The organism is Paraburkholderia franconis (assembly GCF_009362735.1).
Lineage (GTDB): Bacteria > Pseudomonadota > Gammaproteobacteria > Burkholderiales > Burkholderiaceae > Paraburkholderia > Paraburkholderia franconis.
On record NZ_WHNP01000003.1, the window covers coordinates 1 to 12,129 of the forward strand.

At 63.2% G+C, this 12,129-nt stretch carries 14 protein-coding genes; 7 read left to right on the forward strand and 7 right to left on the reverse strand.

Going from position 1 to position 12,129, the window contains the following annotated elements; all coding sequences use genetic code 11:
* Positions 1–232: helix-turn-helix domain-containing protein (locus tag GCT13_RS50795; protein ID WP_193727573.1), on the reverse strand; the 232-nt coding region annotated here is incomplete at its 3' end.
* A 187-nt stretch (positions 233–419) separates the two neighbouring features.
* Between GCT13_RS50795 and GCT13_RS03450 the strand changes: the two genes are divergently transcribed.
* Both GCT13_RS03450 and GCT13_RS03455 read left to right on the forward strand, forming a co-directional pair.
* Positions 420–929 (forward strand): acyloxyacyl hydrolase, encoded by a 510-nt coding sequence (locus tag GCT13_RS03450; RefSeq protein ID WP_227746716.1) that lies wholly within the window; start codon positions 420–422, stop codon positions 927–929.
* A gap of 44 nt (positions 930–973) precedes the next feature.
* Entirely contained in the window at positions 974–1,357 is a 384-nt protein-coding gene (locus GCT13_RS03455) for a nuclear transport factor 2 family protein (RefSeq protein ID WP_087734154.1), read from the forward strand.
* 132 nt (positions 1,358–1,489) lie between these two features.
* On the opposite strand, the gene leuA is transcribed toward GCT13_RS03455, so the two are convergent.
* Positions 1,490–3,148: a 2-isopropylmalate synthase gene (gene leuA / locus GCT13_RS03460; protein ID WP_152755377.1), complete on the reverse strand. Its 1,659-nt coding sequence runs from the start codon at positions 3,146–3,148 to the stop codon at positions 1,490–1,492.
* Positions 3,149–3,681: 533 nt separating this feature from the next.
* A complete protein-coding gene (ybiB, locus tag GCT13_RS03465) occupies positions 3,682–4,653 on the reverse strand; it encodes a DNA-binding protein YbiB (RefSeq protein ID WP_152755378.1) in 972 nt (323 codons plus the stop codon).
* A 293-nt stretch (positions 4,654–4,946) separates the two neighbouring features.
* Here ybiB and GCT13_RS03470 point away from each other — a divergent pair, with 293 nt between their 5' ends.
* Both GCT13_RS03470 and maiA read left to right on the forward strand, forming a co-directional pair.
* Complete coding sequence (locus GCT13_RS03470) at positions 4,947–5,645, forward strand: fumarylacetoacetate hydrolase family protein (protein ID WP_152755379.1); 699 nt, start codon at positions 4,947–4,949, stop codon at positions 5,643–5,645.
* A gap of 33 nt (positions 5,646–5,678) precedes the next feature.
* The gene (gene maiA, locus GCT13_RS03475) at positions 5,679–6,323 is read left to right on the forward strand and encodes a maleylacetoacetate isomerase (protein WP_152755380.1); all 645 of its coding nucleotides are present in this window, start codon (positions 5,679–5,681) and stop codon (positions 6,321–6,323) included.
* 126 nt (positions 6,324–6,449) lie between these two features.
* Here the strand turns inward: maiA and ftsY are convergent, their stop codons facing one another.
* Positions 6,450–7,649 (reverse strand): signal recognition particle-docking protein FtsY, encoded by a 1,200-nt coding sequence (gene ftsY / locus GCT13_RS03480; protein WP_152755381.1) that lies wholly within the window; start codon positions 7,647–7,649, stop codon positions 6,450–6,452.
* 350 nt (positions 7,650–7,999) lie between these two features.
* Between ftsY and rsmD the strand changes: the two genes are divergently transcribed.
* The 3 genes from rsmD (at position 8,000) to GCT13_RS03495 (ending at position 9,634) form a co-directional block, all read left to right on the forward strand.
* A complete protein-coding gene (rsmD, locus tag GCT13_RS03485) occupies positions 8,000–8,614 on the forward strand; it encodes a 16S rRNA (guanine(966)-N(2))-methyltransferase RsmD (protein ID WP_152755382.1) in 615 nt (204 codons plus the stop codon).
* Positions 8,615–8,727: 113 nt separating this feature from the next.
* The gene (coaD, locus tag GCT13_RS03490; protein ID WP_152755383.1) at positions 8,728–9,234 is read left to right on the forward strand and encodes a pantetheine-phosphate adenylyltransferase; all 507 of its coding nucleotides are present in this window, start codon (positions 8,728–8,730) and stop codon (positions 9,232–9,234) included.
* Positions 9,235–9,376: 142 nt separating this feature from the next.
* On the forward strand, positions 9,377–9,634 hold the full coding sequence (locus tag GCT13_RS03495; protein ID WP_090863358.1) for a YfhL family 4Fe-4S dicluster ferredoxin: 258 nt from the start codon (positions 9,377–9,379) through the stop codon (positions 9,632–9,634).
* A gap of 53 nt (positions 9,635–9,687) precedes the next feature.
* On the opposite strand, the gene hisC is transcribed toward GCT13_RS03495, so the two are convergent.
* The 3 genes from hisC to GCT13_RS03510 form a co-directional block, all read right to left on the reverse strand.
* A complete protein-coding gene (gene hisC, locus GCT13_RS03500) occupies positions 9,688–10,755 on the reverse strand; it encodes a histidinol-phosphate transaminase (protein ID WP_152755384.1) in 1,068 nt (355 codons plus the stop codon).
* Positions 10,756–10,781: 26 nt separating this feature from the next.
* A complete protein-coding gene (gene pth, locus GCT13_RS03505) occupies positions 10,782–11,384 on the reverse strand; it encodes an aminoacyl-tRNA hydrolase (protein WP_152755385.1) in 603 nt (200 codons plus the stop codon).
* Positions 11,385–11,505: 121 nt separating this feature from the next.
* Positions 11,506–12,117 (reverse strand): 50S ribosomal protein L25/general stress protein Ctc, encoded by a 612-nt coding sequence (locus tag GCT13_RS03510; RefSeq protein WP_152755386.1) that lies wholly within the window; start codon positions 12,115–12,117, stop codon positions 11,506–11,508.
* Between the last annotated feature and the right edge of the window lie 12 nt (positions 12,118–12,129).

The following is a 12,129-nucleotide window of genomic DNA, read 5'->3' on the forward strand; positions in this document are numbered from 1 at the left end:
CGCAGTGACCGCCTGTCAGGCCGCACACCCCGCTGTCGCGCCACGCGTGGGACCAGTTATAAACCGATTGGCCGCTCACGCCGAGCTGCTCTGCGATGGCCTTTGGCTTGATCTTGCGCCCAAGCATCAGCAGGCCCGCCGCTCGCGTGCGTATATCCCGATGCTTGTGATTGATCGACAGCTGTTGCAATGTAATTTTCTCAGCTTCACTCAGCTCTACGACACACTTCATTCACTATCCCGGCATCACGAAGGCGCCAGGATAGCGAAATTCAAATCAGTTGCCCAGGAACACTTAATTGTCTCTGTCTCTAAAATGTCGCTGCGCGATTTTCGCCGCTCAACCCTGAAATCTCAGTGGACACACGATGGAAAAGAATAAGGCTTGGTGTGGTCTGGTACTTAGGTGCACCGCGGCGATGGCGTTTTGGGGCGTATGCGGGTCGGCTTTGGCGGACGAGTTTGGCGTGCAGATCACGGGCGGCCTCGCCGATCATCATGTGCGCAAGCTCGATCTGGGCTTTGTCTGGGACCCGAATCTGACCTGGTGGGAAATCGGCGGCTGGCACTTTGCACTGATCGGCGAAGCGCACGCCGCGTGGTGGCACACGGACGAAGGCAACGTCCACAACAACATCGGCGAATTCGGCGTCACGCCCATTGTGCGGTTCATCAAGGGCACGGGAGCGTTCCGGCCGTTCGTCGAGGCGGGCGTCGGCGTGCGCGTGCTGACCAGTCCGCGAATCTCTTCGACCTTTACGTTGGGCTCCGCGTTCCAGTTTGCCGACATGGTGGGCGCGGGCGCGCAATTCGGCTCGCATCAGCAGTATCAGCTCGGCTACCGTTTTCAGCATGTCTCGAACGGCGGTATCAAAGAGCCGAATCCTGGTATAAATTTCCACCAGGTTTACGTGCAGTACAACTTCTGACGACGGCCGCCGTTGCAGGCACTGTCGTCCTGGGGGCGAATGCAATGGCGGCAAAGGTGATCGAGGCGATTCGCGGGCTGGAGCGCGATCGCTTTCGCGCGATGGTCGAAGGCAACGGGCAGCAGCTCGACGCGCTGCTCTCCGACAACGTCATTTACGTCCATACGAACGGCAAGCGCGAGTCGAAGCAGCAGTTCATCGACGCAATCACGGCCGGGCGCCGCCGCTATCGGCAGATCGAGATCCAGTCGCAAGACGTGCTGCCCGTCGGCCGCGAGACGTGCGTGGTCACGGGACGCGCGCTGATCGAGATGGAGGCCAACAGCGGCGCGCTGCTCTTTCCGATCGCTTACACCGCGATTCAGGCGCAGGAGGACGGGAAGTGGCGGCTGATCGCCTGGCAAGCGACGCGTTGCGCGATCGAGTGACACGGATCGCGCGATCACTCTTTTCCTGACGGCGCCACCTCGTGAGTGGGCCGTGCGCGCCGCGGTGATCCGAACCGTCGGCGCTGGCGTTTTCTGCGTTCCTGCTCGTGTGCGTCTATGCCTGTCCGGTTGCTACGCCGCAACTCGGCGGTCCACCGTTGGCCAGCCCGAGCGATTGACGCCGCTGACTACGGCATCGACGACGGCCGTCATTTCGTCTTCCGCGACGCCTACGCCGTGCCGCATCGGCTGCTCGCCGACACGGCAGCCGACGAACACGGCCGTGCGTCCGTCCGTCGTGCGCACGGTCTCGAAGGACGTGATTTCGACAGGCTGTGTCGCCGCCGCCGACATTTCCTGCGCGACAGCCTTTGCATGCGCCTCGTGATCGTCGGCGCGGGCCGCCGCCGTCGCGGGCACGCCGATCTCGCGCTTGTTCCAACGGACCGTCGATCCGTTCACGCGCTGCGCCGGCCCTTCCGTCTCGAAGTATTCGCGCGCGAAGAGCGCGCAGATCGCGTCGCCCGTCACTTCTTCGCCCGACTGGTCGGCGACCGTCTGCACGGCATGGCTGAATTCGATCTGCACGCGGCGCGGCGGCGCGAAGCCCATGCCGCGCTCGAGCAGATACGTCGAGCCGCCCTTGCCGGACTGGCTGTTCACGCGAATCACCGCGTCGTAGCTGCGGCCGACGTCGGCGGGATCGACGGGCAGATACGGCACTTCCCATACGGCGCCCGTTTTCTGCTGCGCGAAACCCTTGCGGATCGCGTCCTGGTGCGAGCCGGAAAACGCCGTGTAGACGAGATCGCCCGCATACGGATGGCGCGGATGCACGGGAATCTGGTTGCAGCGCTCGACGACGCGCCGCACTCCGTCGATATCCGAGAAATCGAGCCCCGGATCGACGCCTTGCGTGTACAGGTTCATCGCGAGCGTCACGATGTCGACGTTGCCGGTGCGCTCGCCGTTGCCGAACAGGCATCCTTCGACGCGGTCCGCGCCTGCCATTAACGCGAGCTCGGCCGCCGCGACTGCCGTGCCGCGATCGTTATGCGGATGCACCGACAATACGATGCTGTCGCGGTAGCCGAGATTGCGGTCCATCCACTCGATCTGATCGGCGAAGACGTTCGGCGTCGCGGCTTCGACGGTGGCGGGCAGATTCACGATCATCTTGTGATCGCGCGTCGGGCGCCACGTCTGCGCGACGGCGTCGCAGACTTCGCGCGCGAACGGCAGCTCGCTCATGCTGAACGTCTCCGGCGAGTACTGATAGGTCCAGTGCGTCTGCGGACGGGCATCGGCGTGCTCGCGGATCATGCGCGTGCCCTCGACGGCAAGCGCCTTGACCTCTTCCTTCGACTGGTCGAACACGATCTTGCGAAACGACGGGCAGATCGCGTTGTACAGGTGGACGATCGCGCGCGGCACGCCTTCGAGCGCCTCGAACGTACGCGCGATCAGCTCTTCACGCGATTGCACGAGCACTTCGATCGTCACGTCGTCGGGAATGCGCTTCTCGTCGATCAGCTTGCGCACGAAGTCGAAGTCAGTTTGCGACGCGGACGGAAAGCCCACTTCGATCTCCTTGAAGCCGATCTGGACGAGCATCTCGAAGAACTCGGTCTTTTGCTCGATGCTCATCGGCTCGATCAGCGACTGGTTGCCGTCGCGCAGATCGGTGCTCATCCAGATGGGCGCGCGCTCGATCGTGCGGCTGGGCCATTTGCGTCCGGTCAGACGGACGGTGGGGAAGGGACGGTACTTCTCGGCAGGGTTGCGCAACATGGTGAGCCTCGTTCGTTTCGTTTAGTCGTGTGCTGGGTGATGTGGCGTCGAGCGGCTGGCGGGGTGCCACGGATGCACGTCCCGCAAGCCGGGCGCTAGCGGGAGCAACGAACGGGCGCGGACGAAGAACGCCATCGGGACGACGACGAAGGCAACGATCGGTACTGAAGCCCATGCAACGTGCATTTGACCCTCGCGATTCGTCCGAGTGGTAAACGGACGAATACAGACGACTACAGGTTTTGAAGGAACTACGGACTGGGGTGAAACAGGAACTACGGGAACTGCTTGGGAGGACCGCGCGAGCCGCTATGGCGACTGCGTGCGGCGCTACGCCTGGCTTACGCTAGACTTAGCGATAGGGGCCGCGCTAGGCGGCCGAGGGTAATTCGGAGGGTGTTCGGGTGAGAACGCATTTTTTAAGGGTAAGCGAGGCCGCGCGTGGCTGTCAACACGCCCTGGTCACTTGATGCTCTTCTGACTGCGCTCGCCGCGGCGGTTCACAACGTGCGTGAAGCCGCTGCATGCCTTGATCAGGCGGCCTTTCTGGCGATGTCGACGATCAGTTCGACCTGGCGCGTGATCGCGGCCGGCACAGGCGCTTCGCCACGCAGAACGGACTCGATCCAGGCCGCCGTCGTGGGCGCATCTCGGCCCTCGGGCAGTTCGACTTCGGGCGCATCCGGCGAGGAGCGCTCGGCGGCGACGCGCGTTTCGCAGATGCCGTCGTGCAGCCAGTCGATCTGCACCTGGCGGCGCGTATCGGCAACCGCTTCGCCTTCCGTGCCGCGCGCGAGCAATGCGCCGCCAACGGCCGCGTCGGGATGCGAGACGAACAGCTGCGTCAGGCTTTCGCGGTACGGCGGGTGCGTGTAGTTCACGAGCCGCAGACCGGCGGGCGCGAACGGCTGGAGGATCTTGACGAGCGTATGCGTCGAGTTGCGCACACCCATCCGCCGACGCAGCGACAGCAGCCGCGCGAGCTTCGGCGCGAGCGTTTCGATCGGTGCGAATGCGATGCGCCGGTTCGCAAGACCCGCTTCGATATCGGCGTGCGTTTGCGCCGGCGCGACGTTCAGATGGGCGAAGATTTCCGCGCTTGTCACGCGGCCAGGGTCTTCCGTCACGCCGTGAACCAGCACGGGCACGCCCTCACGCGCGAGCAGCAACGCGAGCAGCGGCACGAGGTTCGGCTGCTTGCGCGCGCCGTTGTAGCTCGGAATCGACACGGCCTGATGCGCGTCGTGCGTCACGTTGACGGGCGGGAACGACGCATGGGCCGCCGCCAGCATAGCGGCCAGTTCATCGGCGGATTCTCCTTTCACGCGATACGCGAGCAGAATCGCGCCCAGTTCCAGGTCGGACACGCGTCCGTCGAGCATCGCGGCGTAGAGCGCATGCGTGTCGTCGGGCGTGAGCGCGCGCGCGCCATTGGGGCCGCGCCCGATTTCCTTGATGAATCGGGCGCAGGGGAAAGGGGCGGCAGTGTCGGTGAAATCGGTCATCGGGCAAATCGGTCTCGTGGGGACAGCGGGCAACGAGGCTATGCACTGGCTCGTGAGCGAGCGGGGCGCGGATCGCGTGGCGTCGTCGGCCGTTTGGTCTTGATTCCGTCCAGTATCGCACGCTGCGCGTGCCTCCAGAATTCGAGCAAATCGCCGGCCTGCATCGAACGTTAAAGCATGGCCGCGAGGCTCGCCACCTGGCCGTTCGGCCAGGCCACGCGCGTGACAGCGTCGCGTTACACTCAATGTTTCGCCGCGTCGGGCGGCTCAATCAATAGAAGACGGAGAAGGGAATGGGTTACGTGTTTGCGCCAGCGCCGGTGACGGCAGTGCCGGTCGTCGGATCGGACGATCAATTCGCGGTGCGCCGCATTTACTGTGTCGGCCGGAACTACGAGGCGCACGCGCGCGAAATGGGCCACGATCCCGATCGCGAGCCGCCGTTCTTCTTCGCGAAGCCCGCCGACGCCGTGCTGTACGTGGCGCCGGGCGCGACGGGCGAATTCACTTATCCGGCGCAGTCGAAGAACGTGCACTACGAGATGGAACTCGTCGCGGCAATCGGCAAGGCCGGCAAGAACATTTCCGCCGACAACGCGCTCGACCACGTCTACGGCTACGCGCTCGGCCTCGACATGACGCGCCGCGACCTGCAGGCCGAGGCGAAAAAGCTGGGCCGTCCGTGGGACACGGCAAAGGGCTTCGACCAGTCGGCGCCGCTCGGCCCGATTCATCCCGTGTCGAAAGTCGGGCACGTCGGCAAGGGCGCGATCTGGCTCACCGTCAACGGCGAGGAGAAGCAGCGTTCAGATGTGTCGCAACTGATCTGGTCGGTGGCGGAGACGATTGCTTATCTGTCGACTTTCTTCGAACTTCAACCGGGCGACCTGATTTTCACGGGCACGCCGGAAGGCGTCGGCGCGATTGTGCAAGGCGATCTGATGAAAGGAGGCGTGGACGGGCTGGGCGAGTTCAGCGTGCGCGTCGTTTGATGATGTAGAAGTGAGGTTGGGGAGGACAACACGATGAAGCTGTACAGCTACTTTCGCAGTTCCGCGTCGTATCGCGTGCGCATCGCGCTGAACCTGAAGAACCTGCCGTACGAGTACTTGCCGGTGCACATGCTGCGTGATGGCGGTGAGCAGTTCAAGCCCGAGTATCGCAAGCTCAATCACGATGCCGTCGTGCCCACGCTGGTGGACGACGGCACCGTGCTGACGCAGTCGATCGCGATCGTCGAGTATCTGGAGGAGACGCATCCCGAACCGGCGCTGCTGCCGTCGAATCCCGCCGACCGCGCGTACGTCCGCTCGATCGCGCTGCAACTCGCATGCGAGATTCATCCATTGAACAATCTGCGCGTGCTGAAGTATCTGAAGCGCACCGTCGGTGTGAACGACGAGGTGAAGGACGCGTGGTATCGCCACTGGATCAGTTCGGGCTTTGCGGCGCTCGAAGAATATCTGGTCGCGGATGGGCGCGGGGGCAAGCTGTGTTTCGGCGATATGCCGACTTTGGCGGATATCTGTCTCGTGCCGCAAGTGTTCAACGCGACGCGCTTCAATGTCGATATGAGTCCGTATCCGACCATCCGGCGCATCTGCGACTACGCGAACACGCTCGACGCGTTCGCGCGCGCGGAGCCTGGCGTGCAGCCCGACGCCGAGTGAAGTCGTGGCGTTCGAGCAGCCCGCTATCGCGATGCACGAACGGTGACGGCAACGAAAAAAGGGCGTCATGCAAACACATGACGCCCTTTGTACCTGGTGCCTGGCCAGCCTTAGCGGCCCGACGAATCAGCCCAGCAACGCATCCGAGAATTCTTCGGCGCTGAACGGCTGCAAATCCTCGACCTTTTCGCCGACGCCGATGAAATACACGGGCACCGGGCGCTGCCGCGCGATCGCCGCGAGAATGCCGCCCTTCGCCGTGCCGTCCAGCTTCGTCACGATCAGGCCGGTGAGGTTCAGCGCATCGTCGAATGCCTTGACTTGCGCGAGCGCGTTCTGACCCGTGTTCGCGTCGATGACGAGCAGCACTTCGTGCGGCGCGCCGTCCATTGCCTTGCCGATCACACGCTTCACCTTGCGCAGCTCTTCCATCAGATGAAGCTGCGTCGGCAGGCGTCCCGCCGTGTCCGCCATCACCACGTTGATCTTGCGAGCGCGCGCCGCTCCGACTGCGTCAAAAATCACGGCAGCGGGGTCGCCACTTTCCTGCTGCACGACCGTCACGTTGTTGCGCTCGCCCCAGATCGCGAGCTGTTCGCGCGCGGCGGCGCGGAACGTGTCGCCCGCGGCGAGCAGCACCGACTGGTTGAAGTTCTGCATGTGCTTTGCCAGCTTGCCGATGCTCGTCGTCTTGCCGGCGCCGTTCACGCCCGCGATCATCATCACGGTTGGCTGGTAGTGGCCGAGCGTCAGCGACTTCTCCAGTGGCTTCAGCAGGTCGACGAGCAGCGCGCGCAGCGCGCCCTTGACCTGCTGCGGATCGGTAAGGCGCTCGGTGCGCACTTTTTCGTGCAGCGCTTCGAGCAGATACTCCGTCGCGTCGACACCCGCGTCGGACATCAGCAGCGCCGTCTCCAGCTCTTCGTACAGTTCTTCGTCGATCTTCGTGCCGACGAAAATGCCCGTAATGCTCGAACTGGTCTTCGACAGGCCGCTCCGCAGACGCGTGAGCCACGTGCGCTTCGCTGCTGCCTCGGGTTGCGGCGGCGGGATGATTTCGACTTCCTCGTCCGCGTCTTCGAAGTCGGCGGCGCTGGGCACATAGTCGGGGTCGAATTCGGGCGCGTCGACTGAGTCGGGCACCGGCTGCGCGTCGCGCGCAGGCTTCGACGAAGCGCCGGGAGTACCGGAAGCGGCGGGCGCTTCGGGTGCTTCGGGCGCGGCCGCGTCCTGCGTATCGACGTCGCCGCCTGAATCGGTCTGCGACGCCTCAGGCGTGCCGTCGGGCGTCTTCGAACCCTTGAATCGTTTGAAAAAGCTGAACATGGTCTGAGCTGCGTGAGAATGCGCTGGATTCCCGCTATTTACCGGATGGCGCGTGGCGACGAACGTCGACGCGTCGGTTCTGGCGGCGGGGCATGGCAGTGCGGGATGCGAGGCGCTGGAAGCCCGACATTTTATCAGGCGCGTCCGGCGCCGTCGTGATGGCGCGTCATTGGGCACCGCGACGGGCGTCATCGCGCACCGCCCCCGTGAACTTCGGCGAAGGCCGCCGCGCGCGTGTGGTAACGTGGGCGCTCCGGCCCGCCCGTGGACGAAACCTGCGCGATCGACATATCTTGACGCGTATCGACCGCATCCGCGACAGGCAGGCGCACGCTCAATAAACGAACCGCATGTCCCGTACTTCCCCTGCACGCGCAAGAAACGCGCCGTCCGGCAGTGGCCAGGCGCGCACCATTCGCATCATCGGCGGCGACTGGAAACGCACACCGCTGCCCGTGATCGACATCGACGGGCTGCGTCCGACACCCGACCGCGTCCGCGAAACGCTGTTCAACTGGCTCGGCCAGCGGCTCGACGGCCAACGCTGTCTGGACCTTTTCGCCGGCAGCGGCGCGCTTGGCTTCGAGGCGGCATCGCGCGGCGCCGCACGTGTGCTGATGGTGGAGCGCAACGCGCGCGCGGCGGCGCAGTTGCGCGCCAATCAGGCCAGGCTGTCGGCGAGCGCGATCGAAATCGCCGAGGCCGATGCGTTGCGTCTCGCCGCAAGCCTCGCGCCCGGCTCCTTCGACGTCGTCTTTCTCGATCCGCCATTCGGCGAGGATCTGCTCGGCCGCGCCCTCGAGGTCGCCGCACCGCTGGTAAGCGCGGATGGCTTTCTTTATGTCGAATCCGGAGAATCGCTCGACGCGGCCGGAAGCGCGGCGCTCGAAGGCTGGTCGGTGATCCGCGAGGGCAAGGCGGGCGCCGTCCGCTATCATTTGCTGCAACGCGAAAATGAGGAATAATGCGCGTTCATAACAAGCGCCGGGCGGCTTGCCGCTGAACGCGCGGTGTCGTTGCCGGACGGGTCCTGCGGGGCGTTCCGGCACGCTTCTAGTCTGTAGAGAGGAGAAATCCCATGGTAGTCGCCGTGTATCCGGGTACGTTCGATCCGCTCACGCGTGGTCACGAGGACCTCGTGCGTCGCGCATCGAGCATTTTCGACACGCTGGTGGTGGGAGTGGCCGATAGCCGCAACAAGAGGCCGTTCTTTTCGCTCGAAGAGCGGCTCGACATCGCCAATGAGGTGCTCGGCCACTATCCGAACGTGCAGGTAATGAGTTTCAAGGGGCTATTGAAGGATTTCGTCCGAGTCAACAACGCGCGCGTGATCGTGCGCGGTCTGCGCGCCGTATCCGATTTCGAGTACGAGTTTCAGATGGCGGGTATGAACCGCTATCTGCTGCCGGACGTCGAGACGATGTTCATGACGCCATCCGATCAGTATCAGTTCATCTCGGGCACGATCGTCCGCGAGATCGCCCAGTTGGGCGGCGACGTGAGCAAGTTCGTGTTCCCGTCGGTGGAAAAGCGGCTGCAGGACAAGGTCGCGGCGATGGAGCAGGCTCGGGCGGCGCAACCGTGATCTTCGGCGCCTGACGGAGTGCTGCGTCCTCGTAGTCGATAACCGGATGCGGCGCATGGTCTATCCGACAGGCGTAGAATCGTGGATTACGGAATGTTAGCCGGCATGCGCGCGACGCGCGCCGGCATGAAGTGAGAACAGTATGGCCCTGATGATTACCGACGAGTGCATCAATTGCGACGTTTGCGAGCCCGAGTGCCCGAACGACGCGATTTCGATGGGCCCGGAAATCTATGTGATCGACCCGAAGAAGTGCACCGAATGCGTCGGCCATTTCGACGAGCCGCAATGCGTGCAGGTGTGTCCCGTCGAATGTATTCCGCGCAATCCGGAGCATCTTGAGACGCCGGAACAGTTGATGACGAAGTACAACGCGCTGCAGGCCGCAAAGAGCGCGTGATCTCACAAAAGCGGCACACGGGACGCGCCGCTTGTCTTGTTCCCGGCGTTATATCAGCCGACGATCTCCTTCAACGCGTTCACGAGCGTATCGCACTCGGCATCGGTGCCGATCGAAATACGCAGATGCTGATCGATGCGCGGCGCCTTGAAGTGCCGCACGAAGATTTCTTTTTCCCTGAGCCGCGCTGCAAGCGTCGCGGCATCGTATCCGGCGTGTCGTGCGAACACGAAATTCGCTGATGACGGCACGACGTCGAAGCCGAGCGCCGTCAATTGCGTAGTGAGCCGCTCGCGGCTCGCGATCACTTTTTCGGTGCAATCGCGGAACCACGCGTCGTCCTCGTACGCGGCCGTTGCGGCGGCTTGTGCCAAACGGTCGAGCGGATACGAGTTGAAGCTGTCCTTCACGCGATTCAACGCATCGATCAACGCAGCATCGCCGAACGCAAAGCCGACGCGCATGCCGGCGAGCGAGCGCGACTTCGACGTCGTATGCACGACGAGCAGATTCGGATACTTGCCGATCAGCGAAATCGCAGACTGCGCGCCGAAGTCCACATACGCTTCATCGACGACAACCACCGAATCGGGATTCGATGCGACCACTCGCTCGATGTCCGATAGCGGCAGCGTGTGGCCAGTCGGTGCATTCGGATTTGGAAAGAGGATGCCGCCGTTCGGCTGCGTGTAGTCGTCGATGCGAATCTTAAAGGCGTCATCGAGTGGAATCGTCCGATACGCGACATCGTAGAGACGCGCGTACGTTGGATAGAAGCTGTACGTGATGTCGGGAAAGAGAATCGGCTTATTGTGCTTCAGAAGCGCCTGAAACACGGTCGCGAGCACTTCATCGGAGCCGTTGCCCGCAAACACCTGATCGGCGTTCAGACGATGATGCGCGGCGACCGTCTCACGCAACGCGCGCGCAGTCGGATCGGGATAGCGGCGCAAGGATTCGGCGTGCTCGCCCAGTTCGTTGCGGATCGCGCTCACCACGCCGGGAGACGGCGGATACGGATTCTCGTTGGTGTTCAGCTTCACGGGATGCGCAAGCGCGGGCTGCTCGCCCGGCACGTATGGCGTCAGCCGATGAACGATATCGCTCCAGTAGCGGCTCAAGCTTCTCTCCTTTTTAGACGCTCGCGTCAAGGATTGCGATGCAACTGCATCATCGCGCGTTCGAGTTCGCCTTTGACGACAGTTGGCATCACGGCAAGCGCGCGTTCGATCGACGCGTCGATCACGTCCTGCTCTTCCCTGCGCGGCGGCTTCAGCACGTAGTTCGCGACGTCCGGTTTCGCGCCCGCGCGGGCGCTCTCGGGAATCAGGTCGCGCGGGTGGCCGATGCCGATACGAAGTCGCCAGTATTGCTGCGTCGACAGATGCGCGGAAATGTCCTTCAGGCCATTGTGTCCGCCGCTGCCGCCGCCGAGTTTCAGCTTGACGGTGCCGGGCGGCAGATCGAGTTCGTCGTGCGCGACGAGAATTTCATCCGGCAGGATCTTGAAGAAATGCGCGAGCGCGACGACCGATTGACCCGAACGGTTCATATACGTCTGCGGCTCGAGCAGATGCACCTCTTCGCCATACAGACGTGCTTTCGCGTAGAAGCCATGAAAGCGCCGTTCGTCGCGCAACGTCGCGCCTGCTTCGCGCGCGAGTTGGTCGACGAGCCAGGCGCCGGCGTTGTGGCGGGTCGCGGTGTATTCGGCGCCCGGATTGCCGAGCCCGACGATCAGCTTGATCATGTTCGAGTGAGCTGCGCGGCACGCACGCAGCCTGGAAAAAATCGAAAAAAAACCCGCCGGGGGTAAACCGCGGCGGGTTACGTCGACCGTTCCATTGAAACGGATCGAGAGGATAGCGGCCTTATTCGGCAGCCGGCGTTTCGCCTTCAGCCGATGCTTCTTCCGACACGGTACCAGCAGGAATCGGTGCCGACACGATCACCGGGTTTTCTGCTGCAAGGTGCGCAACGAGTGCGACGCCAGCCGGCAGAACGATGTCCGCTAAGTGCAGCGATTGACCCGCTTCGATCTTCACCAGATCGACTTCGATGAACTCCGGCAGAGCGGCCGGCAGGCATTCGACTTCGATTTCGTTGATGACGTGCGAGATCACCGCGCCACCCAGCTTCACAGCCGGGTTGGTTTCCTGGTTCAGGAAGTGCAGCGGCACCTTCGTGTGAATCTTCTTGTTCGCGTCGACGCGCTGGAAGTCCACGTGCAACACGAGCTGACGGAACGGGTGGTATTGCACGTCGCGCAGCAGAACCTGTTGCGACTTGCCTGCCACTTCCAGATCGAGAATCGACGAGTGGAATGCTTCTTTCTTCAGTGCGTGAAACAGCGCGTTGTGATCGAGTTCGATCAGTTGCGGTTCGCCGGCGCCGTACACGATACCCGGGGTCTTGCCCGAGTTACGCAGGCGGCGGCTCGCACCCGTACCTTGCAGATTACGCTCGAAAGCGATGACTTTCATTTGATTCTCCAT